This is a genomic window from Streptomyces sp. CRN 30, assembly GCF_034105845.1.
Genome location: NZ_JAVRHI010000169.1, coordinates 41,982 through 64,821 on the forward strand (window position 1 = coordinate 41,982; position 22,840 = coordinate 64,821).

At 71.2% G+C, this 22,840-nt stretch carries 28 protein-coding genes; 13 read left to right on the top strand and 15 right to left on the bottom strand.

Annotated elements, in window-relative coordinates:
* Nucleotides 1–42: 42 nt before the first annotated feature.
* On the top strand, nt 43–798 hold the full coding sequence (locus UW392_RS16665; protein WP_320775796.1) for an SDR family NAD(P)-dependent oxidoreductase: 756 nt from the start codon (nt 43–45) through the stop codon (nt 796–798).
* Here the strand turns inward: UW392_RS16665 and UW392_RS16670 are convergent.
* Nucleotides 786–989: a DUF397 domain-containing protein gene (locus UW392_RS16670; RefSeq protein ID WP_320775797.1), complete on the bottom strand. Its 204-nt coding sequence runs from the start codon at nt 987–989 to the stop codon at nt 786–788. The genes UW392_RS16665 and UW392_RS16670 overlap by 13 nt on opposite strands.
* The gene (locus tag UW392_RS16675; protein ID WP_320775798.1) at nt 971–1,813 is read right to left on the bottom strand and encodes a helix-turn-helix transcriptional regulator; all 843 of its coding nucleotides are present in this window, start codon (nt 1,811–1,813) and stop codon (nt 971–973) included. The genes UW392_RS16670 and UW392_RS16675 overlap by 19 nt, the downstream gene beginning before the upstream one ends.
* Nucleotides 1,814–1,992: 179 nt before the next feature.
* Here UW392_RS16675 and UW392_RS16680 point away from each other — a divergent pair, with 179 nt between their 5' ends.
* The 3 genes from UW392_RS16680 (at nt 1,993) to UW392_RS16690 (ending at nt 3,135) form a co-directional block, all read left to right on the top strand.
* Entirely contained in the window at nt 1,993–2,226 is a 234-nt protein-coding gene (locus UW392_RS16680; RefSeq protein WP_320775799.1) for a hypothetical protein, read from the top strand.
* Complete coding sequence (tgmA, locus tag UW392_RS16685) at nt 2,223–2,465, top strand: putative ATP-grasp-modified RiPP (RefSeq protein WP_414496258.1); 243 nt, start codon at nt 2,223–2,225, stop codon at nt 2,463–2,465. The genes UW392_RS16680 and tgmA overlap by 4 nt, the downstream gene beginning before the upstream one ends.
* A 91-nt stretch (nt 2,466–2,556) precedes the next feature.
* On the top strand, nt 2,557–3,135 hold the full coding sequence (locus tag UW392_RS16690) for a hypothetical protein (RefSeq protein ID WP_320775800.1): 579 nt from the start codon (nt 2,557–2,559) through the stop codon (nt 3,133–3,135).
* 40 nt (nt 3,136–3,175) lie between these two features.
* On the opposite strand, the gene UW392_RS16695 is transcribed toward UW392_RS16690, so the two are convergent.
* From UW392_RS16695 to UW392_RS16715, 5 genes are read right to left on the bottom strand one after another with little or no spacing between them, the layout of a single operon-like run.
* Complete coding sequence (locus UW392_RS16695; RefSeq protein ID WP_320775801.1) at nt 3,176–3,505, bottom strand: putative quinol monooxygenase; 330 nt, start codon at nt 3,503–3,505, stop codon at nt 3,176–3,178.
* A 26-nt stretch (nt 3,506–3,531) separates the two neighbouring features.
* Nucleotides 3,532–4,557, bottom strand: a complete 1,026-nt coding sequence (locus UW392_RS16700; protein WP_320775802.1) for an NAD(P)-dependent alcohol dehydrogenase — start codon at nt 4,555–4,557, stop codon at nt 3,532–3,534.
* Nucleotides 4,554–5,315: an iron-sulfur cluster assembly protein gene (locus tag UW392_RS16705; RefSeq protein ID WP_320775803.1), complete on the bottom strand. Its 762-nt coding sequence runs from the start codon at nt 5,313–5,315 to the stop codon at nt 4,554–4,556. Before UW392_RS16705 ends, UW392_RS16700 begins: the two co-directional genes overlap by 4 nt.
* 1 nt (nt 5,316) lies before the next feature.
* The gene (locus UW392_RS16710) at nt 5,317–6,318 is read right to left on the bottom strand and encodes an amidohydrolase family protein (RefSeq protein WP_320775804.1); all 1,002 of its coding nucleotides are present in this window, start codon (nt 6,316–6,318) and stop codon (nt 5,317–5,319) included.
* Between the two features lie 44 nt (nt 6,319–6,362).
* The gene (locus UW392_RS16715) at nt 6,363–7,184 is read right to left on the bottom strand and encodes an acetoin reductase (RefSeq protein WP_320775805.1); all 822 of its coding nucleotides are present in this window, start codon (nt 7,182–7,184) and stop codon (nt 6,363–6,365) included.
* A 186-nt stretch (nt 7,185–7,370) separates the two neighbouring features.
* Here UW392_RS16715 and UW392_RS16720 point away from each other — a divergent pair, with 186 nt between their 5' ends.
* The 3 genes from UW392_RS16720 (at nt 7,371) to UW392_RS16730 (ending at nt 10,429) form a co-directional block, all read left to right on the top strand.
* Complete coding sequence (locus tag UW392_RS16720) at nt 7,371–9,215, top strand: sigma-54-dependent Fis family transcriptional regulator (protein ID WP_320775806.1); 1,845 nt, start codon at nt 7,371–7,373, stop codon at nt 9,213–9,215.
* Between the two features lie 156 nt (nt 9,216–9,371).
* Nucleotides 9,372–10,241 carry a helix-turn-helix transcriptional regulator gene (locus tag UW392_RS16725; protein WP_320775807.1) on the top strand — a complete coding sequence of 290 codons (870 nt, stop codon included), beginning with the start codon at nt 9,372–9,374 and terminating at the stop codon, nt 10,239–10,241.
* The gene (locus UW392_RS16730) at nt 10,238–10,429 is read left to right on the top strand and encodes a DUF397 domain-containing protein (RefSeq protein WP_320775808.1); all 192 of its coding nucleotides are present in this window, start codon (nt 10,238–10,240) and stop codon (nt 10,427–10,429) included. The genes UW392_RS16725 and UW392_RS16730 overlap by 4 nt, the downstream gene beginning before the upstream one ends.
* Nucleotides 10,430–10,489: 60 nt before the next feature.
* Here the strand turns inward: UW392_RS16730 and UW392_RS16735 are convergent, their stop codons facing one another.
* Nucleotides 10,490–12,145 carry a cellulase family glycosylhydrolase gene (locus UW392_RS16735; protein ID WP_320775809.1) on the bottom strand — a complete coding sequence of 552 codons (1,656 nt, stop codon included), beginning with the start codon at nt 12,143–12,145 and terminating at the stop codon, nt 10,490–10,492.
* Between the two features lie 194 nt (nt 12,146–12,339).
* Here UW392_RS16735 and UW392_RS16740 point away from each other — a divergent pair, with 194 nt between their 5' ends.
* Nucleotides 12,340–12,849: a hypothetical protein gene (locus UW392_RS16740; protein ID WP_320775810.1), complete on the top strand. Its 510-nt coding sequence runs from the start codon at nt 12,340–12,342 to the stop codon at nt 12,847–12,849.
* 22 nt (nt 12,850–12,871) lie between these two features.
* On the opposite strand, the gene UW392_RS16745 is transcribed toward UW392_RS16740, so the two are convergent.
* The 5 genes from UW392_RS16745 to UW392_RS16760 form a co-directional block, all read right to left on the bottom strand.
* A complete protein-coding gene (locus UW392_RS16745) occupies nt 12,872–13,339 on the bottom strand; it encodes a DUF5709 domain-containing protein (protein WP_320775811.1) in 468 nt (155 codons plus the stop codon).
* A gap of 130 nt (nt 13,340–13,469) precedes the next feature.
* On the bottom strand, nt 13,470–14,612 hold the full coding sequence (locus UW392_RS16750) for a glycerol dehydrogenase (protein ID WP_320775812.1): 1,143 nt from the start codon (nt 14,610–14,612) through the stop codon (nt 13,470–13,472).
* A gap of 78 nt (nt 14,613–14,690) precedes the next feature.
* On the bottom strand, nt 14,691–14,879 hold the full coding sequence (locus UW392_RS66980; protein ID WP_414496291.1) for a helix-turn-helix domain-containing protein: 189 nt from the start codon (nt 14,877–14,879) through the stop codon (nt 14,691–14,693).
* Nucleotides 14,876–15,283 (bottom strand): hypothetical protein, encoded by a 408-nt coding sequence (locus tag UW392_RS16755; protein WP_320775813.1) that lies wholly within the window; start codon nt 15,281–15,283, stop codon nt 14,876–14,878. The genes UW392_RS66980 and UW392_RS16755 overlap by 4 nt, the downstream gene beginning before the upstream one ends.
* Before the next feature lie 6 nt (nt 15,284–15,289).
* Nucleotides 15,290–16,207, bottom strand: coding sequence for a LysR family transcriptional regulator (locus UW392_RS16760; RefSeq protein ID WP_320775814.1), 918 nt, complete (start codon nt 16,205–16,207; stop codon nt 15,290–15,292).
* A gap of 208 nt (nt 16,208–16,415) precedes the next feature.
* Between UW392_RS16760 and UW392_RS16765 the strand changes: the two genes are divergently transcribed.
* Nucleotides 16,416–17,159 (top strand): SDR family oxidoreductase, encoded by a 744-nt coding sequence (locus UW392_RS16765; RefSeq protein WP_320775815.1) that lies wholly within the window; start codon nt 16,416–16,418, stop codon nt 17,157–17,159.
* Nucleotides 17,160–17,198: 39 nt separating this feature from the next.
* Here the strand turns inward: UW392_RS16765 and UW392_RS16770 are convergent, their stop codons facing one another.
* Nucleotides 17,199–18,008, bottom strand: coding sequence for a siderophore-interacting protein (locus tag UW392_RS16770; protein WP_320775816.1), 810 nt, complete (start codon nt 18,006–18,008; stop codon nt 17,199–17,201).
* Nucleotides 18,009–18,030: 22 nt separating this feature from the next.
* Between UW392_RS16770 and UW392_RS16775 the strand changes: the two genes are divergently transcribed.
* Genes UW392_RS16775 through UW392_RS16790 form a run of 4 tightly spaced genes read left to right on the top strand, consistent with a single transcriptional unit; the run spans nt 18,031 to nt 22,064 of the window.
* Nucleotides 18,031–19,083: an iron ABC transporter permease gene (locus UW392_RS16775; protein ID WP_320775817.1), complete on the top strand. Its 1,053-nt coding sequence runs from the start codon at nt 18,031–18,033 to the stop codon at nt 19,081–19,083.
* Complete coding sequence (locus tag UW392_RS16780; RefSeq protein WP_320775818.1) at nt 19,080–20,168, top strand: iron ABC transporter permease; 1,089 nt, start codon at nt 19,080–19,082, stop codon at nt 20,166–20,168. The genes UW392_RS16775 and UW392_RS16780 overlap by 4 nt, the downstream gene beginning before the upstream one ends.
* On the top strand, nt 20,165–21,031 hold the full coding sequence (locus UW392_RS16785; RefSeq protein WP_320775819.1) for an ABC transporter ATP-binding protein: 867 nt from the start codon (nt 20,165–20,167) through the stop codon (nt 21,029–21,031). Before UW392_RS16780 ends, UW392_RS16785 begins: the two co-directional genes overlap by 4 nt.
* A 13-nt stretch (nt 21,032–21,044) precedes the next feature.
* Nucleotides 21,045–22,064: an ABC transporter substrate-binding protein gene (locus UW392_RS16790; RefSeq protein WP_320775820.1), complete on the top strand. Its 1,020-nt coding sequence runs from the start codon at nt 21,045–21,047 to the stop codon at nt 22,062–22,064.
* 105 nt (nt 22,065–22,169) lie between these two features.
* Here UW392_RS16790 and UW392_RS16795 read toward each other — a convergent pair whose 3' ends face one another.
* Nucleotides 22,170–22,835, bottom strand: coding sequence for a TetR/AcrR family transcriptional regulator (locus UW392_RS16795; protein WP_320775821.1), 666 nt, complete (start codon nt 22,833–22,835; stop codon nt 22,170–22,172).
* Between the last annotated feature and the right edge of the window lie 5 nt (nt 22,836–22,840).

Sequence of the window (22,840 nt, forward strand, 5' to 3'; positions counted from 1 at the left end):
GTTGTGACTGTCGAGCAGATCGATCAACGAGGTGTGAGAAACATGAGCAAGCCGCTTACCGGCAAGGTCGCCCTGGTCACCGGCGGGTCGCGCGGACTGGGCGCCGCGACCGTACGCCTGCTGGCCGCACAGGGCGCCGAGGTCGCCTTCACCTACGTCAGCTCCGAGCAGCGGGCACAGGCCGTCGTCGACGACGTGGAGGCCCAGGGAGGCAAGGCCGTCGCCTTCCGGTCCGACCAGGCGGACACCAGCGGGGCACCGGCCCTGATCGACGACGTGGTCGCCCGCTTCGGCGGGCTGGACATCCTCGTCAACAACGCGGCGATCTCCGTGGAACAGGGCCGTACGGTCGACGACCCCGACGCCGACACCGCCGCGCTGGACCGCATGCACGCCACGAATTACCTCGGCGTGATCGCCGTCATCCGGGCCGCCGCCCGCGTACTGCGCACCGGCGGCCGCATCGTCACGGTCAGCTCCGGGCTCGGCTCCCGGGTCGGCGCCCCCGGGCTCGCCGACTACGCGGCGACCAAGTCAGGCGTCGAGCGGTACACGCTGGGTGTCGCGCGCGACCTCGGGCCCCGCGACATCACCGCGAACGTCGTGGAGGCCGGGCTGATGGAGGGCGGCATGGAAGGGCCCGGCCCCGAGACCCTCAAGGTGCTGCTCGGTTCGCTGTCCCTCCAGCGCATGGGCCGCCCCGAGGAGATCGCCGAGGCGATCGCGTTCCTGGCCGGCCCGGCCGCGTCGTACGTCACGGGGGCGGTGCTGGACGCACACGGTGGTTACAACGCCTGAGCCGTAACGGCCGTGACGAAGGCGGACCAGTCCCGTGCCGGGAATATGAGCACGGGGCCGTGGGGCGACTTGCTGTCCCGTACCGGGACGAGGGTAGGGAGGTCGTCGGATACCTCGACGCACGCGCCTCCGTCAGAATTGCTGTACGAGCTCTTACGCCACGTCACGGCGCTCAGATCGACGGATCGCACGGTACTTCCTCCAACATGCGCAGGATGACATTCCGAGACTCGGTCAGGGGCAGCGCCAAGTCGCGAACTGCATCGTAGGCACCTTGCAGTTTCTCGACCGCCGCGCCGTCTTCGATGAGGTCGCCACGGTGGGCGTTCTCTGTGTAAGCCACCGTACGTCCGTGCGCCAGCCGTAGGAACCACACGTCGGTGCTGTCCAGTCCGTAGGGGCCTGAGCTGAACGGGAGCACGTGGACAGCGATGTTGCGGCGCTCCGACATCGCTGCCAGGTGCTCCAGCTGGGCACGCCACTCGACCGTGTCCAGTAGAGCCGTCCGCAGCACCGCCTCGGAAACGATGGTGCGGAAGCGAGGCGCGTCATCCCCCTCCAACAACTCCCGGCGCCCCATTCGCGCCTCCACCTGCTGCTCAAGCTCCTTTCCCTTGAGGCCGCCCGCCGTCAGTACCTCACGGGCGTAGCCCGGTGTCTGCAACAGGCCCGGCAGCACACTCACCGCGAAATGCCACAGACTCACCGCCTCGGCCTCCAGGGCCATGTACCGGCGGTACCGCTCCTTGAACTGCGTATGGTCGCCGGCCGCCAGTTCCCACAGGGCCAGCAGCAGCCCCGGCGTTCCGTAGTACTGGTCCAGCGCCTGGACCACCTCCGGGCTGCTCAGCGTCTCGCCCTTCTCCATCTTGCCGAAGAGCGACCAGTCCCAGCCCAGTCGCTCACCGAGCTGCCGCAGGCTCGTCCCCTGCTGCGTCCGTAGGCCGCGCAGTTCCTCGGCGAACCGCTGGCGGGGTTCCTGGCTGCGGCCGGTGATGACGCGACGCTGCGGCATACCGCTCCCCTTCCGTGTGGCGGGTGTGGAACCACCTCCGCACGACGGAGAAGCACGGTTCCGTCCACGGCGTGGCAGGTCACGCTCGGGCGCATTCTCGTAACACCCGCACTACGCAACGTAATTCACGCAGTTGGGCGGGGTGGAGAAACGGAAGAACCGCATACTCAAGGACGCACATGAACCCCTGCACGCCCCACACCCTCAAGACGCAAGAGGCGCTCGACGCCCGCGACGCCCTCGCCGACGCGCTCAGTCAGGCCGGTATCCAGCTTCCGGCGATGGACATCCGCACGCCGTGGGCGGACGACCGCGAGGGCGAGGTCCGGTACGCGCTCGTGCACCTCGGCGTCTGCTCGGCGCCCGTGGCACTGCTGCTCACGGACGTGATTCTGCGAGGGATCCAGTCGTGACGCCGAGGCCGTGGGGGCTGACCCGCATGAAGCCGTTTCCGGCGACCGCCGTGCTGACCTCGGCAACGGTCGTCCTGGATCCGGTGAGCCAGACCGTACGATGGAGCGGCACCGACGGACTGGATCTCCCGGTCATGGACCGGCACAAGCGCAGCGAGACGTGCAAGGAGACGCAGACCAGGACCTCACCGGACGGCAATCCGGACGAGGGCAGCGACCAGGAAGGGGACTCCGATTGACCACGTCAGCCCCCGTCCTGGTCTGCACCCGACCCGATGACACAACAGCCGACACTGTCATCGAAGAACTCAACCTGCGGACGTACGGTCGGTGTACTGGCGCCGGCCGGGGCCCTACGCGGGGCCGGACGGCCAGGGCCTGACCGTATGGGTCGAAGAGGTCGCCGTGGAGCGACTGGACGACGGGATCGCCCGCACCGTGCATCTGTTCCAGCGGCGCGTGGACAAGGTCGCGGACATCCGGCTGACCGCTGTCGGCGACCGGCTCTTCGCCGTACGGATCGACGGTTCGCCCGGCCTCGACTGGCGCAGGCACTACGACGGCCTCGCCTACACCCTTCTCGACACGCCACCCGGCGTGGCGGAGGCCGTGCGCGGTTACCTCGCCTCGTTCGGGCTGGTCTACGGTGCTTTCGACTTCGGGCTCGACGCCTCCGGGCGGTGGCACCGGTGGCACTTCTACGAGTGCAACCCGAACGGGCAGTTCGCATGGTTTCCCCCGGCCATCACCGGCCGGATCACCGCGGCCATCACCGACCAGCTCCAGCACACGGTGTGGCAGGAGGAGGGCGCGCCCGATCAGACCGCGTTCGGGATGACCGTCACCGAATGGGACCAGACCGTGTGGCTCGGCGACCCGGCCGGGCCGAGCGGGCGTCTGCCGGTCTGAAGGGCGGGTGCCGTACGTACAGGTGACGGGCCGGTTTCCGTCAGTCGCCGTCGACCGCCATTTCGCCCAGTGACGACCACCCCTCCTGGTCGACCTTCACGTTGATGATCCTCGGCGTCGCGGCGAGGTGGGGCGGGAGGGTCTGCTGGGCCGCCTTGAAGTGCGCCGAGTGCACATGTTCCGCGCCGGCCTCGTCGTCGCGGAACGCCTCCAGGAGTACGTACTCCTCCGGGTCCTCGACGCTGCGGGACCAGTCGAACCACAGGCAGCCCGGTTCGGCGCGGGTCGCCCGGGTGAACTCCTCCACCACCTCGGGCCACCGGTCCGCGTGCTCGGGCAGCACCTTGAACTTCACGGTGATGAGAATCAAGAGGTCACGTCCTTCGGTGTGGGGGGTCAGGGGGTCAGGATGGCCCGGCCCCGGATGCGGCCGCTCTCCAGATCGTCCAGCGCGTCCTGGAAGCGGTCTAGAGAGTACTTGGCGGTGTGCAGGCGCACGCGGCCCCGCGCGGCGAGGACCATCAGTTCGCAGAGGTCGTTGTAGGAGCCGACGAGGTTGCCGATGAAGTTGATCTCGGCGGAGATGATGTCGATGGTCGGGACGTCGAGGTTCTCGCCGTAGCCGACCACGTGGTAGTCGCCCGCCTGGCGCAGCATGGCGATGCCGTCCCGGGTGGCGCCGCCCTCACCGACGAAGTCGATGACCGCCTCCGCGCCGTGCCCGCCGGTCAGTTCCCGCACCCGGTCGATGTGGCCGCCGTCGGCGAGGACACCGTGGTCCGCTCCGATGGAGACGGCCAGGTCCACCGCGTCGGGGTTGCGGTCCACGACGACGATCTCGGCGGCGGTGAGGGCCGCCAGTACCTGAACGCCGATGTGTCCGAGACCGCCCGCGCCGATGACCACGCACCGGTCACCCGGGCGGAGCCGGCGGGCGGCCTTGGCGGCGGCGTGGTACGCCGTCAGCCCCGCGTCGGCCAGCGCCGCGACGTCGGCCGGTTCGAGGGAGTCGTCGATGCGTACGACGCTGCGCGCGGAGGTCTTCAGGTACTCGGCGTACCCGCCGGCGGTGTCGATGCCGGGGAAGAGGTTGTTCTCGCAGTGCACGTCGTCACCGGCGCGGCAGGCCCGGCAGAGTCCGCAGGTGATCAGCGGGTGCACGATGACCTTGTCGCCCTCGCGGACGTTGGTGACGGCCGAGCCGACCGCGTGGACCCAGCCGGCGTTCTCGTGGCCGATCGTGTAGGGCAGCGTCACCCCGGACTTCTCCGCCCACTGCCCTTCGAGGATGTGGATGTCGGTGCGGCACACGCCGGCCCCGCCGATCCTGACGATCACGTCGTAGGGGTTGGTGACCTCGGGGGCCGGGACCTCGGTCAGTTCGAGGTTCTTGCCGTAGCCCACGACCTGGACTGCTTTCACGAGGCGTTCTCCTTCGGCGGGACGGTGAGGTGGAAGAGTTCCTCCGCGCGGGGGGACTGGTCGGCCCCGGACTCCGGGTAGCGGGTGCGGAGCAGGCCCCGGCAGAAGTGCGCGTTGCCGTCGATCGACACCCGCACCGAACGGGCGAAGCGCAGGCGCAGGGGGATCTCCCGGGGTGGGTAGCGGCGGCCCTCCTCGTCCACCAGTACCGGGTCGGACGGTGCCGTGCCCAGGCCCAGGGACTGCCGTCGCCGCAGCAGCGCGCCGGTCGACGCCACGTCCGGGAGGTCGCCGAGGACCACGTCGTGGAGGGCCTCCTCGGTGAGGCCGGGGTCGGCGCGGAGCAGGTGCGTCAGGGCCCGTTCCATCGCCGCCGTGTGGGCCTTGCGGCGGAACGTCAGGCGGAGTTCTTCGAGATCCTTCTCCGCCTCGGCGCCGAACGTGCCCCGGTAGCCGGCGTCCGCGGCCAGTCCGCGGTTGATCAGCTCCGAGTCGTGGTGGTCGTCCAGCAGGACCACCACATCCCGGGTCCAGTCCAGCGCCGCCAGCGCGTCCTTGGCGTCCGAGGCCATCAGATAGGCGAAGTTGGGCGAGCAGAAGGAGGTGGGCAGGCGGAGGCGGACGGTGAGCGTTCCGTCGGGGGCCGCCGTCACGGACCGTACGAAACCGAGGTCGGTGATCGGCTCGTCCAGCTCCGGGTCGAGGACCGTGTCCAGCGCCGCGCGCACGGACCGCTCCCGCGTCGCGGTGGCGGGCATCTCAGGCCACCGCCGGTTCGGTGATCCCGAGCCCGGCCGGGACCTCGATGTCGTACATGGCCGCCGCGTTGAGTCCGAGGATCTTCTTCTTCTGGGCGGTCGTGAGCGGCGGGTACTCGTCCTGCATGTCCTCCGGGATCTGGAAGTCGACGAACCGCTCGATCAGCCACTTCGGCGTCCACAGCGCGTAGTCGCTGGAGAACTGGATGCGGTTCTCGTCCAGCCAGTACAGCAGCTCCCCGATGATCTGCGCGAAGTAGCGCGGACGGGTGTGCATGAAGGGGATGGCCACCGCGAGGCCCGCGTGCACGTTGGGCTCCTGCGTGGCGATCCAGCAGAAGTCCTCCAGGCGGGGCAGTCCGCAGTGCTCGACGACGAAGTTCAGCTCCGTGTAGTCGCTCGCCACGGAGTCGACGTCGGCCACGTCGAACGCGTCCCGGTCCAGCGGGCGGATCGTGGGGCCCTTGTGGATGTGGATGTTCTTGATGCCCAGCTCGATCGCCGCCTCCAGGTAGCGGCGCGACCAGGGGTCGTCGAGCTTGTAGCCGCGCGAGTCGCCCTTCCACTCGGCGGTGTACAGCTTGACGCCCTTGAGCCCGAACCGCTCCGCGTCCCGGCGGAGCTGGTCGAGGCCGGACTGCTCGTACCGCGGGTCCCAGCTGTGGTTGTACGTCAGCTTGTCCGGGTGCTTCTGAGTGAGCGCGAACGCCTCCTCGGTCTGCCCGAAGCCGTTGCGGTAGAAGGCGCCGAGCCGGGCCGGCTGGAAGATGGCGTGGTCGACGTACCCGTCCGTGAAGAGGTCCTTCATCAGGCGTTCGCCGCCCTGGTAGAGGAACTCCTCGTACGGCCAGTGCTCGGCCTCGGGGCCGAGGTTGCGGTGGTAGTCGTAGAAGCAGTCGATGAACTGCTTGCCGTGGATGTTCAGCTGGTTCTCGGGGCGCGCGTCCCACAGGGCGATGTGCGCGTCAACGATGAAGTAGTTCTCGCCGTCCTTGGAGTACATGGTTCCCCTCGATTCACTTCGCGACGAACGTGTGGGTCAGGGCCTCACGAGAACTGGATTCCGCCGTCGATCATCACGGACTGGCCGGTCATGTAGTCCGAGTCCGTCGACGCCAGGTAGGAGACGAAGGACGCGACGTCCGCGGGCTCCTCGACCCGGCCGAGCGCGATCGCCTCCGCGTGCTTGCTGATGGCCTGGCCCTTGCGCAGCCCGCCCTCCTCCGCCAGCCGCTCGTCGATCAGGTCCCACATGTCGGTGCCGACGATCCCCGGGCAGTACGCGTTGACGGTGATGCCGTGCCGCGCCCACTCCATGGCCGCGGCCTGGGTCAGCCCGCGGACGCCCCACTTCGACGCCGAGTAGGTACCGAGCAGCGCGAACGGGCGGTACGCCACGATCGACGCTGCGCCGATGATCTTGCCTCCGGTGCCCTGGGCGATCATCTGCCGGGCTGCGGCCTGGTAGGAGAGGAAGACACCGCGCAGGTTGACCGCCATGACCTGCTCGAACTCGTCGAGGCCGGTGTCCAGCAGCGGGGTGACCCGGGCGATACCGGCGTTGGCGACGTAGACGTCGACCTTGCCGAACTCCGCCGCCACCTGCGCCACCAGCGCGTCGGTCTGCTCCTTGCTGGTCACGTCCGTGTGCACGGCGAGGGCCCGGCGGCCCGTCTTCTCGATGCCGGCGGCCACCTGGGCCAGTTCCTCGCCCATGCCGGGGAGGTCGGCGACGGCCACGTCCAGCCCGTCCGCGGCCAGCCGCTCCGCGATGCCGCGGCCGATCCCGCGGGCGGCTCCGGTGACGATGGCGGTACGGGCGGTACGGGCGGTACGGGGTGCGTTCCCGGTGGAAGTCGCGGAAGTCATGGTGTCCTCCTGTGCTCGACGCTGAGCCGCCGCACTCTCCGTGCGGCGTCGGTCACCAGCGTGGGCGCGGGGAGCGCCGTCGAGTTTTCCAATGTGGAACACGGAGACGGGCATTGCTCGCGAACAACCCGTTGACACACGCAAACGCCTTCGTAACATGGCGGAAACACGCCCATCGGAGACGCCATGCTCAGTGACAGCACAGCGCGGGACCGGACGATCGCGCGAGCACGTCTGAAGTTCCTGGAGAGCCCCGAGCCGCCCGCGTCGGTCGTGCCCGAGGCCATCCGCAACTCCTGGCAGCGCTCCAAGTACCTGGGGATCTGCCCGGACGAGGTGGTCGTCCCCTACCAGCCTGACTTCGACCGCGAGAGCCGCCTGATGCGTGCCGCCACACCGGTCCTGGACCGGCTGGAGCGGGCACTGGCGGGTTCGGACGCGTGCGTCATCGTGACGGACCGGAAGGGCTGGGTGCGGGACCGCCGGGTCGGGGAGAAGCGGCTCTCGGCCCACCTGGACCGCGTCCACCTGGCGCCCGGCTTCAACTACGCCGAGCAGTTCGTCGGGACCAACGGCATCGGGGTCGCCCTGGAGGAGCGCCGGCCCAACGTCGTCCTGGGCACCGAGCACTTCAACGAACGGTTGCAGGGCGTCTCCTGCGCCGCCGCCCCGATCCGCAATTCGGTCACCGGGCGGGTCGAGGGCGCCATGAACCTGACCTGCTGGAACGGCCCGGCGCGCACCCTGATGGCCGCCCTGGTGCAGGAGGCCGCCGGTGACATCGAGCGCGTGATGTACGAGTTCACCAGCTCGCACCAGCGTGCCCTGCTGGAGGCGTTCCAGCAGGTGACCCATTACGGTGACCGGCCGGTGCTCTGCCTCGGCCAGGATCTCGTACTCGCCAACTCCGCGGCGTCGGCGCGGCTCACCGGCGACGACCACCGGCTCCTGCACGAGGCCGCCACCGCGTCGGGACACGCGCCGCGCGTCCGCACGGAGGTACGGCTGACCGGCGGGACGACCGTACTGATGCGCTGCCGGCGGGTGGACAGTCCCGCCGGCGCCGCCGGGTACCTGCTGGAGCTGGCCTTCACGGACCGCCCCCGCGACGAGGCCCGGCCCGGCACGCACTCTCGCTCCCGCGCGGAGCGGGACGCGTCCCAGCCGTGGCCGCTGCCGGGGCTGGCCGGGACGGACCCGGCCTGGAACACCGTCTCCCGCACGGTGTCGCGCTGCGCCCGCGCCCGGACACCGCTCCTGCTCCACGGCGAACCCGGGACGGGAAAAACGGCGCTGATCCGCGCGGCGCACACGCTGACCGGTGCGGCCTGGGCGCCCGTCGTCGTGGACGCGGCGGCCCTCCGTGCCGACGGGGCGGGCGCGGGTGCGGTGACCGGCAACGGCCTGCCGGCCGTCCTGCGCGCGGCGCCCGCGGGGCCGGGCCGTGCCCTCGTCCTGCGCAACCTCGACGCCGTACCGCCCGGACAGGCGTCCGAGGTCGCCCGTGCGCTGGACGCCGCGGCGGCACGGGGCACCTGGGTCGTGGGGTGCGTGAGCACGAGCCACCACGCGTCACCGGACGTACCGGACGTACCTGAGCCCTTGCGGCGCAGTTTCGCCGAAGCCGCCGCGGTGCCCGCCCTGCGGCATCGTCTCGCCGACCTCCCGGCCCTCGCCGACTGTCTGCTGCGACGCGTCGACGCGGACCTGACGTACACGCCGGAGATCCTCCCGCTGCTGCGCCGGCACGACTGGCCCGGCAACGTCCGTCAGCTGGGCCAGGTCCTGGGCCGGGCCGCCGCGAACCGCCGCACCCACCGCGTCGGACCCGGTGACCTGCCCCCGTCGCTGCACAGCTCGGGCGGCCGGCCGCTGAGCGCCTGGGAGGCGTCCGAACGGGACACCCTGGTCCAGGCCCTGCTGGCGGCCGACGGCAACAAACTCCTCGCGGCCCAGCGGCTCGGCATCTCCCGCACGACGATCTACCGGAAGATGCGGGCGTACGGCATCACCCTGCCGGTCCGCCGGTGACCGTCCCCGCACCCCCAGCACGTCGGTATCACCAGCTCAGCAACCCGTACGCGACCCCAGCGTAGGAGTTAACTCCATGGACAGTATCTGTCACTTTACGTGACCATGAGTGGGCCGGTGAGGTTGGTGAGCGCGGGGCGACCGAGAGGAACTGACATGGCGGACGGTGTGGGCGGGGCGAGTACCTCTGGATGTGGCGGTGGTGGCAATGAGCCGGAGGCGTCGGACAGCCTCAAGTCGTTCGGTGAGGTGGTCAAGGCGTTCCGCAAGCGGGCCGGCCTGACCCAGGAGGAGTTCGCGCCGCGAGTGCAGTACTCACTGCCGACGGTGGCCTCCATCGAGCAGGGCCGACGCTATCCGCCACAGCCGTTCGTGGAGCGGGCGGAGGTGGTACTGGACGCGTTCGGGACGCTGAAGGGGGCGGCTCGCCATCTCTCCCGGCAGCCGGGGATCGCCAGTTGGTTCCGGCAGTGGGCCCAGTTGGAGGCGGAGGCCGTCAGTCTGTACACCTACGAGTGCCGGGTGGTGCCCGGGTTGTTGCAGACCGAGGCATACGCGCGGGCGGTGTCGTTCAGCGTGCCACCGCTTCCGACGGAAGAGGAGATGGACGCGCGTATCGCCGCCCGCATGGCTCGACATGAGTTGCTGTCCACGAGTCGCAAGCCTCCGACGGCCTTCAGCTTCATCATCGAACAGGCGGTGTTGGAACGGCACACGGGCGGCGAAGAGGTCACGCGTGAGCTGTACGACCACCTGCTCGACGTGATCGAGCGGCACTGGAACGTCGAGTTCCAACTGATGCCGTTGCGGCAGCCGGTGCACGCCGGGTTGGACGGGCCAATGCGATTGGCGGAGACGCCGGACAACCAGTGGTTCGGGTACTCAGAAGGGCAGGAGAACGGACGGCTGATCACTGTCCCGAAGGAGATCAGCCGGCTTCATCAGCGCTATGCCAAGATGCGTTCGCAGGCCCTGACGCCCGAGGACTCCCTGGGCCTGCTCAAACGAATGCGAGGAGCGCTATGAACACGTCCGAGCTGGCCTGGTTCAAGAGCAGCTACAGCGGCTCGCAGGGTGACGACTGCATCGAAGTCGCGGAGAGCCAGAGCCCCGCCATAGTCCACGTCCGGGACTCGAAGGCACGGCAGGGCTCGCAGCTCGCCGTCTCTCCGGGAGCTTGGACCGACTTCCTCTCGTACGCGGCGAACACCTGATGGATTGACGCGTCGCGGTGCCCCACCCCGGTCGCCCTGGGGGTGGGGCACCATTGCCCGTCAGCCGGTGGTGCAGCTCGTTCCGTTGAGCGTGAACGCCGTGGGCGCGGCGTTGGCGCTCGACTTGGCGCCGGTGAAGCCCACCGTCACCGAGCCGTTGACAGGTATCGCGGCGGTGTACGAGGCAGCAGCGACCGACACCGACGAACCGCTCTGCGTCGGCGTGCCGCCCCACATGTTGGTGATGGTCTGGCCGGACGGGAAGGCGAAGCCGAGGGTCCAGCCGTTGACGGCGGCGGTGCCGGTGTTGCGGACGGTGATCTCGCCCTGGAAGCCTCCGGGCCATTCGCCCACGACGCGGTAGCCGACGGAGCAGGCGGCGCCCGGGGTGCCGGTGTTCTCGTCGGTGGTGACGGCGACCGTGGCGGAGCGGGCGGACCTGTTGCCGGCCGCGTCCTTCGCGTAGACGGCGAAGGTGTACGCCGTGTCGGCGGTCAGGCCGGAGACGGTGACGGAGGTGGAGGTCGAGGAGGCGACCACGGCCTCCGTCGAGCCGCTGACGCGGACGACCTCGTACCCGGTGACGCCGACGTTGTCCGTGGCTGCGGGCCAGGTCAGGGTGACCGAGGTGGTGGAGACGGCGGAGGCGGTCGGGGTGCCGGGGGTGGTGGGCGCCTGGCTGTCCGGGGTGGACCCGCCGAAGACGGTCGCCTCCTTCGCGGTGGCGGCGATGCCGTTGACGCCGTGGAAGATGCGCTGGCCCCAGGAGGTCATCTGCGCCGGGTCGAAGTTGAGGACGAGGTCGAGGATCGGGTCGGTGTTGCCGCTCCAGGACCAGGCGAGGTAGCCGAGGTCGAGCTGCTCGGCGGTGGCCATCATGGTGTCCTCGTCGGGATCGCCGTAGGCGTCGGCGGGTCCGCCGAACTCGCCGATGACGATCGGCAGTTTCGCGGTCACGAAGGCGTTGAGGTAGTCGGTGATCTCGGCGGCCGTGTCGAAGACGCTGTACATGTGGATGGAGAAGAGCAGGTTGCCGGTGGTGTCGGCGTTGTAGACGGTCTGGGCGTTGGCCCGCATGACCTGCTGCCAGTCCTGGCCCCAGTTGGGGGCGTCGACCATGATGGTGTGCTGGAATCCGGCGGCGCGGAGCTTCTGGATCGCGGCGACGGTGGGGGCGGTCCAGCCCTCGGGGTTGGTGTTGCCCCAGGGCTCGTTGCCGATGTTGACGATGACGTAGTCCTCTTGGCCGGCGAGGACGCCCTTGAGGCCGATCCAGTAGTCGGCGGCGTGGTCGAGCGTGCCGGCGGCGGTGTCCTCGCCGTACCCGGTGGTGTCGTGCACTTCGAGGACGCAGATGAGCCGGTTGGCCTTGCAGTCGGCGACGACGGCGGCGACGTCGCTCGCGCTGTTCTGGGACCAGCGGTACCCGTCGGAGAGGACGACCCGGACGGTGTTGGCGCCGAGTGCCTTGATGTCGGCGAGGGACTGGGTCTGGCCCGGATACCAGGTGTGGGCGTGGTTGACGCCCCGCATCACGAAGTCGTTGCCGTTGCTTTCGAGGAGACGGCCGCCCGAGATGTGAAGGCCGGTGGCGGCGGCGGTGGGGGGTTGCTGCTCGGGGGCGGCCTGGGCGACGGCGGGGGCGACGGTGAGCAGGCCGAGGAGGGTGATGAGGGCCGCGCACAGGGCGGCGGCCGCGCTTCTGGGTGTTCTCACTGCGGCTCCTGAAGTGAGGCACGGGGCGGGAGGGTGGACGTGGGAGCGCTCCCATGTAGCCAGTGACGGCAGGGACACGTCAAGAGCCTGGACGGGGTGAGACGGAATGTGAGGTACGTGCCCCACGTGGTTACCCGTCACCCGAAGAACCCGGGAAGAACCGCAAGCAGCATCTCCGACGACGGGAGCGCGCCATGGTGCGCAAGAAGATGGAAGGCGACGAGCAGCAGCGTCGCGCGGCGGCTCTGGAGGCACGCCGGAGCGGTGACGCGCCGAGTGCCGAGGGCGTGACCACCGGGGCGTCGAAGCAGCGCCGCCACGTGTCCCACCGGAACGCGATCTCCCACGAGGAGAAGATCGGCAGCCGGCACCGCGGCAAGCAGCAGTGGCGGACCGGTGACCTGGCCGAACGGGCGGTGGGTGATCCGTCCGGGCAGGGCGCGGAACGGACGTTCACCGGACGCGGGCACCCCGGGTACGGGGAGCGGCACGAGCAGGTGTTCAAGGCGGTCAGCGCCGTACAGGAGCACCGGCACGGCGAGGCCGGGTACCTGGAGGAGATCAGCCGCGCGGCCGGGCTGCCGGTGGAGGACACGCGGGTCCTGCTGCACGACCTCACCCAGGTACACGGCCTGGTGACCGAGCTGGCCGGAAGCGACGACCCGGACCTGGGGCCGCGGTTCGAGGTGAAGCCCGGGTTGTAGGGGCCTCTCCCCTGCCCCGGACTCAGTACGCCTCCGGGCCGGAGATCACGTGCATGGCCGCCTCCTCCGCGGAGGCCGCCGCGCCGTCCAGACCGACGTCCGAGGCGAACAGGTCGGACTCGGTGTTGGTCCGGCTGCCCTCGTCGGGGGCGAGGAGCCGGCCCGCGCGGTCCCGGCCGACCTCGTCGTCGATCAGTTCGCCGTCGGTGTCCCAGGCGTCGCCCAGTCCGTCGCCCTCGGGGACGCCGATGTCGGGCAGCTCCTCGGAGAGGCGTTCGTCGAGGCTCTCCCCGTGCCGCCGCTCGGCCGCCGTGACGCCGGTGTGCTCGGCGCCCCACGGCCGCTCGGGAGGGGAGTAACCCTCGTCCAGGGCCTCGTCACCGGCCCGGTAGTCCAGGGTGTCCGACGCGTCCAGCAGACCCGCGTCGTCCTGTACCTCGGACCCGTCGGGCTGGTAGACGTCGTCGCCCGTCATGTCATCGTCGATCATCTGCGCTCCTCGTCGTCCGCCGGGGCACTGACGCCGACGGCGGGGCAACGATAGGGCGGCGGGGCGAGCGGAGTTGTCCGTGCACGCCCCGGTTCTGGCCCGAGCGTGCCCTCCGGGTCTCCGGGTCCGGTCAGTGGGCCTCGTGTCGCACCGGGGCCGGCAGGTTCGCGTTCTCCCGGACCCGTACGGCCAGGCGCTCGATGGACTTGAGTGCGCTGACCACGTCCTCGGTGTGGACCTCGAAGGGCATCGAGTGGATCGTCTCCGTCTCGACCGTGGCCGCTTCCGCGACCTTGGTCAGGGACTCCTCGTCGTCGACCGACAGACCGGCCTCGGTGAGGGTGGTGGGCAGGCCGACCCGGGTCGTGAACTCGATGAAGTCACGGATCTCGGTGGCCGGCGCGCCCTCCAGGACGAGCTGGGTGAGGGAGCCGATGTTCACCTTCTGGCCGTGTGCCAGGCCATGGGTCTGCGGGACGGCGGTGAGGCCGTTGTGGATCGCGTGCGCGGCGGCCAGACCGCCGGACTCGAAGCCCAGGCCGGACAGGAGCGTGTTGGCCTCGATGACCTTCTCGACGGCGGGGGTCACCGTGTTGTCCTTGACCGCGTCGATCGCGGGGAGCGCGTTCTCCCAGAGGATGTCCCAGCTGAGCTGGGCGAGCGCGGTGCCGGTGAGCGTGGGGACGCCGCCGGCCATCGTCAGCGAGTTGGAACGTGCGGTGGCGCGGGCCTCCAGCCAGGTGGCGAGGGCGTCGCCGACGCCGGCCACGAGCGTGGAGACCGGCGCGTTGGCGACGATCTGGGAGTCGACCAGGACCAGGTCGGGGTTGCGCGGGAAGAAGCGGTACTCCTCGAACTCCCCGCCCTCGGTGTAGATCACGGAGAGCGCGCTGCACGGCGCGTCGGTGGAGGCGACGGTCGGGCAGTCGGCCCAGCGGATACCGGCGAGGTGACCGGCGGCCTTCACCGCGTCGATGGTGCTGCCGCCGCCCACGGCCACCGCGACGTCCGCTCCGGCGGCCTCGATGGCGGCGACGAGCCGGTCGACCTCACGGGCGCTCGGCACCCCGAGGGACCGCTCGCGTGTCACGGGGAGTCCGGCGGACTTCAGCGACGCCTCGATGTCGTGACCGACCAGGCCCCACACCAGGTCGTCGGCGACGACCAGCGGCGTCGAACCGAGCGGCTTGAGGTACTCGCCGAGCTGGTGGATCGCTCCCCTTCCTTGTACGTACCGGCCGGGGCTGATGACGGTACGGAGTGCGCGCGCCATTGTTTCTCCTGGTGATAGGCCGTTTTTCCGCTCGAAGGCTAGGACTCTCATTCCTGGTGGGGCAAGAATCGACCGGGGTTATCGGGCGTGATTCTCAGATTGAGACGCGATTCGGCGGTATGCGCCGGTGATGCCGAAGTGCTTGATGCGGCGGTACACGGTCGCCCGGGACATACCGAGATGGGCCGCGGCGCCGCCGACGTCGCCGGCGGTACGGTGCAGCGCGTCGAGGATCGCCTCGCGTTCCAGTGCCTCGATGCGGGTCAGCCAGGGGTGGCCGTCTCCTCACGCAGCGACGGGTTGTAGTGGTCGTGGGAGGCCACGAGCGAGACCCGGTCGTCGGCGAGGGCCAGGCCGAAGCCGTTGGTCCCGACGGCTTCCTCCGAGTAGGTGGCGCCCGGGGCCAGGACCACGTCGTCCAGTGATCTCAGAAAAGCGGTGTCGTCGCATTCCCGGCTGAGTACGAGACCGGACGCGTCGGAGAGCAGAATGGCTATCGGTTCGCCCGCGAGGGTGGATCTCAATGCCCGCAATACCGGAGCCGCCCTGTGCACGAGCGGCGACTCGACATCTATGTCGGAGCGGAAGGGGACGCGCAGGAAATCGGCGGTGAGTCCGCGTTCCGCACAGCGGTTCCAGGAGGCGCGGATGCGTTTCTCGGCCGGGGCCATCGAACGTCACCCCTCGTGGCCGAGGAGCGTGTGCGCCGACTTCCGGAACTCCCCCACCAACGGGTTCCCGTCCCCGCGGCGGGTCGCCACCACCACCTGGCAGGGTTCGATGCCCTCCACGGGGACCGTGGTGACGTCGTCGCGGAGGGCGCTGCGGCGGTCGCCCGACGGGGTCAGGGCCACCGCGCGGCCGTCGGCGACCGCCTCCAGTTTGTCCTCGAAGGTGTCGACGAGCAGCGGGCCGAGCGGGGCCGGGCTGCCGTCCGGGCGAGGGGCGAGACGCCAGAAGTCGGTCCAGGCGGCGGCCATGCCGGCGCAGGCCACGAGAGGTTCGTCGGCGAAGTCGTCCGGCCGGACGGACTCCTTGCCGGCGAGGCGGTGCGTGCCGGGGACGAGGAGCGCCCGGGGTTCGTCGTAGAGCACGGTCGTCTCCAGGCCGTCCGGCGGGATCGGCAGCGGAGTGCGGATGACGAGCGCGTCGACGCGCCGCTCGGGCAGGGCGCGGGCCTCGTCCCAGTCGAGGTGCAGGGTGCGCACGTGCGCGTCGGGCAGGCGGCGGCGCAGGTCGCGTACGGCTGGGGTGATCACCAGGTCCTCGACGTAGCCGACGGTGATCGCGCGCTGCGGGGCCGCGGCGCGGGCGACATCCACCGCCTGCCGGGCCGCGTGCAGCAGCGCCTGGGCCCGCGGGAGGAACGCCGCGCCCGCCGCGGTGAGGGTGCTGCCCTGCGGGGTGCGTTCCAGGAGGCGTACCCCCAGGGCCGTCTCCAGGCGCTGGATCTGGCGGCTCAGGGACGGCTGGGCGACGTGCAGCGCGTCGGCCGCCCGCGCGTAGTTCAGGTGCTCGGCGACGACGGTGAAGTAGCGGACCAGCCGGAGGTCGAGGTCCGGGGGCGGCGGCGGGGGCGGGGCGCTGTCGGACACATCGCCAGCGTACTCGCGCCCCGTTCGTGATGCGTCTGCCGCATGACGGGGTGCGGAACAGGTCTTGGACGGCGGGCCGGGGGCGGAGGTTGACTCAATGGTGTCCGGCCGGGAGGTCATCCGCCGGGCAGCGGCTCATTTCCCCTTCTCGTTCCCTCCTTCCCTCCTTTCCTCCTTCCCTCCTTTCCGAGAAACGGAGTGTGTCCCCATGGGCGCATACGACGGCAAGAAGATCGTCATCACCGGCGGCAGCACCGGTTTCGGGCTCGTCACGGCGCGGAAACTCGTGGACGGCGGGGCGCGGGTGATCGTCACCGGGCGCGACCAGGCCGCCCTCGACGCCGCCGCCGCGCAGCTCGGCGGCAACGCCCTCGCGGTGCGCAGCGACGCCGGTGAACTCGCCGACATCGAGGCGCTGGCCGACCGGGTCAAGGCCGAGTTCGGCACGGTCGACGCCCTGTTCGTCAACGCCGGCATCAACGGCTTCGCCCCCTTCGAGGCGACCAGCGAGGAGCTGTACGACGAACTGCTCAAGATCAACGCCAAGGGGCCGTACTTCACCGTGCAGAAGCTCGCCCCGCTGCTGGCCGAGGGCAGCGGCGTCGTGCTGACCACGTCGGTCGCGGGCGTGCTCGGTCTCCCCGCGCTCAGCGCGTACGCCGCCGCCAAGGCCGCCGTACGGTCGATGACCCGCAGCCTGGCCAGGGAGTTGCTGCCGCGCGGCGTCCGCGTCAACGCGGTCAGCCCTGGGCCGATCGACTCGGGCATCCTGGAGAAGTCGATGCCGCGCGAGGCCGCCGAGCAGACGAAGGCGCAGATGGCCGCGGAGAACCCCATGCGGCGCCTGGGAACCTCCGAGGAGATCGCCAGGGCCGTGGTGTTCCTCGCCTTCGACGCCACCTTCACCACCGGTGCCGAACTCGCCGTGGACGGCGGCGGATCGCAGCTCTGACGCCGTCGCGCCGTCAGGCTCGTCGCGCCCGTGCCGGGGTCAGCGTCTCGCCGACTTCCAGAAGCCCGAGAACGTGATCCGGTCCTTCGGCATGCCCGAGCGGTGGAGGTGGCGGCGGGCCTCCGTGGCCAGTTTCTGCTCGCCCACGACGAAGGCGTACCCCGTGGCGTCGACGGTGCCGTCGGCGCACAGGGCGGCCAGCGCGGCCGTGCCCGGGATCTCGTGGGGGTCCGTGCGGCAGACCCAGTCGATGCGCGTACCGGCCGGGCCGGGGAGGTCGCGGCGGTCGGCCTCGGCCGGCACCTCCTGGACGACGCGTACGGACATGTCGGCCGGGAGCGAGCGCAGGATGCCCGCGACGGCCGGCAGTCCGCTCTCGTCGGCGACGAGCAGCACGCTGGACGCGTCGGCGGGCGCGTCGTACATCAGGCCCTGGTCGAGGAGGGCCATCTCCTCGCCCGGCTCCACCGCGCACGCCCAGATCGCCACGGTGCCCTCGGTCTCGCCGTCGGCGCCCCGGTGCACGACGACGTCGATGTCCAGTTCACCGGCGTCGGCGCGGAAGTCGGCGACGGTGTAGTTGGCGCAGTACGGCCGCACCTCGTCGGGCATCGCGAGGTACGGCTTCCACCAGGTGTCGGCGGCGATGTCCGGCTCGCGGAAGCTGTCCTGGTGCGCGCAGCGGAAGAAGAGCCGGAACCAGTGGTCGTAGCCGCGCCACGGGAACGCGCGCAGTTCCTCGCCGCGTACGGTCACCCGCTGCATGTTCGGCGTGAGTCGGGTGCTCGACACGACCGAGGCACGGAAGAGTCGCTGGTCGAGGGCGCTGGGGCGCGTACTGGTCGTCATGAGGTTAGGCTAAGCTAACTTCGTGATCATAGCCACGGCGTCCTCCAGGCCCGCGGGCCGGACCCGTCGGTCACGGTCCTCGCGCGGCGCGCGCGCCGGCGTCTTCGCCGCGCTGCTCCTCGCGGTCGCCGTCGTGTCTCTCGCCAGCGTCCTGATCGGCAGCAACCGGCTCGCGCCGGACGCGGTCCTGCACGGTCTGCTGCACCCAGGGTCGGGCACGGACGCCACCGTTGTCTACGGGTCCCGGGTGCCGCGTACGGTCATCGGGCTCCTGGTGGGTGTGTGCCTGGGCGTGGCCGGGACCGTGATGCAGGGCCACACCCGCAACCCCCTCGCCGACCCGGGCCTGTTCGGCGTCTCCGCCGGCGCCGGTCTCGCGGTCGTCCTCGGCATCGTCGTGCTCGGGGTGTCCGGCACCGGCGCCTCCGTCGGACTCGCGCTGATCGGCGCGCTGCTGGCGAGCGTCACCGCCTTCGCCATCACGATCGCGGGCAGCGGTACGGCCAACCCCGTACCGCTCGCCATCGCCGGTACGGCCGTCTCCGCGCTGCTCGGCGCCGTCACCTCCTTCCTGACCCTCGCCGACCGGGAGAGCCTGCGCGCCTACACCCTGTGGGTGGTCGGCTCGCTCTCCGGCCGGCAACTGGACGACGTCCACGGCACCGTGCCGTTCGCCGTCGCCGGGCTCGTGCTCGCCGCGCTCAACACCCGTGCCCTGGACAACCTCGCCCTCGGCGAGGAACTCGCCCGCGGCCTGGGCGAGAACCTGCTGCTGGCGCGGGCCGTGGGCCTCGGCGCCATCACCCTGCTGACGGCCGCGGCGACGGCGGCGGCCGGACCCATCGCCTTCGTCGGGCTCGTCGTGCCGCACCTGGCCCGCGCGCTCGTCGGCTCGGGCCACCGCCGGCTGCTGCCCGCCGCCGCGCTGGTCGGATGCCTGCTCGTGCTGTGCGCCGACGTCGTCGGCCGGGTCGTCGCCGGCTACGCCGAGGTGCAGGTCGGCATCGTCATGGCCGTCATCGGCGGGCCGTTCTTCGTCGCGGTGGCGCGGCGCCGGTCCCTGGTGAGCCTGTGAACGCCCCGGCCGAGACCCTGGAAGCGGCGCCGCTCCACCGGCGCGGCCTGCTCGTCGGACCGTTCGGCTTCACCTGGCGGCCCCGCACCCTGCTCGTCACCCTCGCCGGGCTGCTGCTCGCGTGCGCCCTCGTGGTCACCGCGATCGCGGTCGGCGGCGCGGGCGTCTCCGTCCCCGGCATCCTGCGCACACTCGTCGGCCGCGGTGACGCCGTCGACCGGCTCATCGTCCTCGACCTGCGGATGCCGCGCGTCCTCACCGGCGCGCTCGTCGGCCTCGCGCTCGGCGTCGCCGGGGCGCTCATGCAGACCGTCACCCGCAACCCCCTCGCCACCCCCGACGTCATCGGTGTCTCCTCCGGCGCGTCGTTCGGCGCGGTCGCCGCGATCCTCATCGGGGGCGGCGGGGAGTCGGTGGGCGGCGCGCTGCTCGGCGCGGGCGTGCCGACGGTCGCCGCGCTCGGCGCGATCCTCGCCGCCGTGCTCGTCTACGGGCTCGGCTGGCGCGGCGGCGTGCAGAGCTACCGGCTGGTCCTGGTCGGCATCGGCGTCGGGGCGATCCTGGAGGCGGGGACGAGTTATCTGCTCGTACAGGCCCGGATCACGCAGGTGTCGGCGGCGTCGGAGTGGCTGGTCGGCTCGCTCGCGGGGTCGTCCTGGGACGGGGTGTGGCCGCTGCTCGGCGTCGTCGCGGTCCTCGTGCCGCTCGCGCTCGCCGGGTCCGCGGCGCTGGCCGTGTCGCACCTCGGCGACGAGATCGCCCGCGGTGTCGGACTGCCGGTCCAGGTGCACCGCCTGGTGGTGCTGGCGCTGACCGTGCTGCTGACGGCTGCCTCCGTGGCGGCGGCCGGGCCGGTCGGGTTCGTCGCGTTCGTGGCGCCGCAGATCGCCGTACGGGCGGCGGGCGCGACCCGGCCGCCGCTGCTGCTGTCCGGGCTGACCGGCGCGAGCCTGGTGCTGGCGGCGGACACGGCCGCCCGCACCGTCTTCACGTGGGACGTGCCGGTGGGGATCGTGACGACGGCGATCGGCGCGCCCTGCCTGATCTGGCTGCTGCTGCGCAACCGCAAGGAGATGACGACGTGACCGCGCCCACCACCGCGGACCGGGGCACCGCCCCCGTCCTCGAAGCCCGCGGGGTCCACCTCGGCTACGACGGGCGCACCGTCCTCAGCGGCCTCGACCTCGTCATCGAGGCGGGTACGGTGACGACGCTCCTCGGGGCCAACGGCTGCGGCAAGTCCACGCTGCTGAAGGCGTTCGGGCGGCTGCTCGCGCCCAGCGCGGGCACGGTGCTGCTGGACGGCGAACCCATCCGCCGCGCCCGCTCCCGGGCCGTCGCCCGCCGCCTGGCGATCCTGCCGCAGAACCCCGTCGCCCCCGCCGGCACCAGCGTCCGCGACCTGGTGATGCGGGGCCGCAACCCGCACCAGAGCTGGGCGCGGCCCTGGACCCCGCAGGACGACGCGGTCGTGGAACGGGTGCTGGCCGACACCGGTCTGGTGGAGGTCGCCGATCGCGCGGTCACCGAGCTGTCGGGCGGCCAGCGCCAGCGCGCCTGGATCGCCCTGGTGCTCGCGCAGGAGGCACCCACCCTGCTGCTGGACGAGCCGACCACCTTCCTCGACCTCGCCCACCAGCTGGACGTGCTGCGGCTGGTGCGCCGGGTGAACCGCGTGTCCGGCACGACCGTCGTGATGGTCCTGCACGACCTGGGTCTCGCGGCCCGCTACTCCGACCGCCTGGTGGTGATCGGCGACGGCGGGGTCCTCGCCGACGGCGCCCCCGGCGACGTACTCGAACCACAGCTGCTGCACCGCGCGTTCGGCCTGCGCGCCCGGGTGATCCCCGACCCGGTCACCGGCACGCCGCTGGTGCTGCCGGAAGAGGACCCGGACGAGACACCGCCAGGTGACGACGGGCCGAAACCGCCCACCCCGACAAGTTAGGCGAACCCCCGTCATGAGAACCGCACTGCGCCGCCGGCTGCTCCCGGCCGCCGCCGTCTTCCTGCTCGCCGCGCTCCCGGCCTGCTCCTCGTCGTCCTCCGACTCGGGCTCGGGCTCCGGCTCCGACGCGGCCAAGGCCACCGAGAGCGGCTGGTCCTTCACCGACGACCTCGGCAAGACGGTCAAGCTCGACAAGGCGCCGACCCGCATAGCCGGCGTCAACGACCAGATCGTCCCGCTGATGAACTACGGCCTGGAGCCGGTCGCGTCCTGGGGCTACTCCTCCATCAAGGACGACGCCCGCTTCGACGACCTCGACACCTCCGGCGTCAAGCAGGTCGGCACGGCGTACGGCGAGATCGACCTGGAGGAGCTGGCGGCGCAGCGGCCCGACGTCATCGTCTCCGAGGTCTACCCGACGGACGAGAAGGGCACGATCGACGAGTCGCAGCCCGACTACGGCTTCAAGGACCTCGACCAGCAGAAGCAGATCGAGGCGATCGCGCCGGTCATCACCATCAAGCTCGGCGGTGACGGCGCGGACGTCGTGGAGCGCACCACGGAGTTCGCCGAGGCGCTCGGCGCCGACGCCAAGACGGTCGCGGAGGCCAAGGAGCGCTACGAAACCGCCTCGGCCGCTCTGACGAAGGCCGCGAAGGACAACCCGGTGACGGTGACGTCGCTCTACGCCGACACCGACGGCGTCAGCGTCGCCAAGGCCGAGGACGACCCGGCGCTGAACCTGTACGCCGGGCTCGGCGTGAAGTTCTTCGAGCCGAAGCCGAAGGGCTACTACTGGGGGAACTACAGCTGGGAGAACGCCGGTCAGATCGGCGGCGACATGTGGCTGCTCCAGCAGGCCGGTTACGACACCGCCCAGCTGAAGAAGCAGCCCACCGTCGCGGACGACGCGGCGCTCGCCGCCGGGCAGGTGCACCCGTGGGTCTCCGCCGCGCTGGACTACGTCTCCCAGGCGGACTACATGGAGCAGCTCGCCGGCTGGATCACCGACACGAAGCCGCTGGACGACTGACCGGCCTTTGAACGACTGACCGGCGGCTGAACGACTGACCCGCCGCCGCGGACCGTCCCGGGGTCCCGGGGTCCCGGGGATCTCCTCCCCGGGACCCCGCTGTTTCTACTTCTCCGCGAGATGGGCCAGCGACCCGATGACCCGCTCGGCGATGTCCGCGGGCCACTCGAACGAGGGGGCCGCCATCCGCTGGTGGGCCAGCCCGTGCAGTCCGAGCCAGAGCGCGACCGCGTCGGCGGTCACGTCCGTACTGCTCGCGGCGCCCGCCTCGACGCACGCGCCGAGCGCCTCCGCGAGCCGCCGCATGCTCGGCCGGCCCAGTTCGGCCATGTCCCGCACGGTCACGGACCCCGCGTCGGAGGCCGTCCCGTCGTCCGAGGGCCGGGGGGTCCACACTCCGCCGAACATCGAGCGGTAGCGCCCGGGGCGGGCCTGGGCGAACTCCAGATACCCCTGGCACAGCGCTACGAGCCGCTCCCGGGGGCCGCCGCCGGCGGCCGCCACGGCGGCGTCCAGCTCCGCGTCGAGTTCCGCGAAGGCGCTGCGCACCACCGCCAGCATGATGGCGGGCTGGTCGGGGAAGTGCCGGTAGATCGAGGGGGCGGCGATGCCGACCCGGCGGGCGACGGAGCGGAGGGTGACGGCGCTCGCGTCGCCACCCTCCTCCAGCAGTTCGACCGCCGCCGTCACGATCTCCTCGCGGAGCCTGCCGCCCTCCCCGCGGCGGTTGCGGGTACGGACGGGGGGCTTCGCCGGGGTGTCGTCTGCCATGCTGT

Excerpts from the sequence above, each read along its gene's own strand:
- UW392_RS16665 (WP_320775796.1), top strand. The coding sequence starts at position 43 with ATGAGCAAGCCGCTTACCGGCAAGGTCGCCCTGGTCACCGGCGGGTCG.
- UW392_RS16675 (WP_320775798.1), bottom strand. The coding sequence starts at position 1,813 with ATGCCGCAGCGTCGCGTCATCACCGGCCGCAGCCAGGAACCCCGCCAG.
- UW392_RS16680 (WP_320775799.1), top strand. The coding sequence starts at position 1,993 with ATGAACCCCTGCACGCCCCACACCCTCAAGACGCAAGAGGCGCTCGAC.
- UW392_RS16705 (WP_320775803.1), bottom strand. The coding sequence starts at position 5,315 with ATGCCCGCCACCGCGACGCGGGAGCGGTCCGTGCGCGCGGCGCTGGAC.
- UW392_RS16710 (WP_320775804.1), bottom strand. The coding sequence starts at position 6,318 with ATGTACTCCAAGGACGGCGAGAACTACTTCATCGTTGACGCGCACATC.
- UW392_RS16715 (WP_320775805.1), bottom strand. The coding sequence starts at position 7,184 with ATGACTTCCGCGACTTCCACCGGGAACGCACCCCGTACCGCCCGTACC.
- UW392_RS16720 (WP_320775806.1), top strand. The coding sequence starts at position 7,371 with ATGCTCAGTGACAGCACAGCGCGGGACCGGACGATCGCGCGAGCACGT.
- UW392_RS16725 (WP_320775807.1), top strand. The coding sequence starts at position 9,372 with ATGGCGGACGGTGTGGGCGGGGCGAGTACCTCTGGATGTGGCGGTGGT.
- UW392_RS16730 (WP_320775808.1), top strand. The coding sequence starts at position 10,238 with ATGAACACGTCCGAGCTGGCCTGGTTCAAGAGCAGCTACAGCGGCTCG.
- UW392_RS16740 (WP_320775810.1), top strand. The coding sequence starts at position 12,340 with ATGGTGCGCAAGAAGATGGAAGGCGACGAGCAGCAGCGTCGCGCGGCG.
- UW392_RS16745 (WP_320775811.1), bottom strand. The coding sequence starts at position 13,339 with ATGATCGACGATGACATGACGGGCGACGACGTCTACCAGCCCGACGGG.
- UW392_RS16750 (WP_320775812.1), bottom strand. The coding sequence starts at position 14,612 with ATGGCGCGCGCACTCCGTACCGTCATCAGCCCCGGCCGGTACGTACAA.
- UW392_RS16755 (WP_320775813.1), bottom strand. The coding sequence starts at position 15,283 with ATGGCCCCGGCCGAGAAACGCATCCGCGCCTCCTGGAACCGCTGTGCG.
- UW392_RS16765 (WP_320775815.1), top strand. The coding sequence starts at position 16,416 with ATGGGCGCATACGACGGCAAGAAGATCGTCATCACCGGCGGCAGCACC.
- UW392_RS16770 (WP_320775816.1), bottom strand. The coding sequence starts at position 18,008 with ATGACGACCAGTACGCGCCCCAGCGCCCTCGACCAGCGACTCTTCCGT.
- UW392_RS16790 (WP_320775820.1), top strand. The coding sequence starts at position 21,045 with ATGAGAACCGCACTGCGCCGCCGGCTGCTCCCGGCCGCCGCCGTCTTC.
- UW392_RS16795 (WP_320775821.1), bottom strand. The coding sequence starts at position 22,835 with ATGGCAGACGACACCCCGGCGAAGCCCCCCGTCCGTACCCGCAACCGC.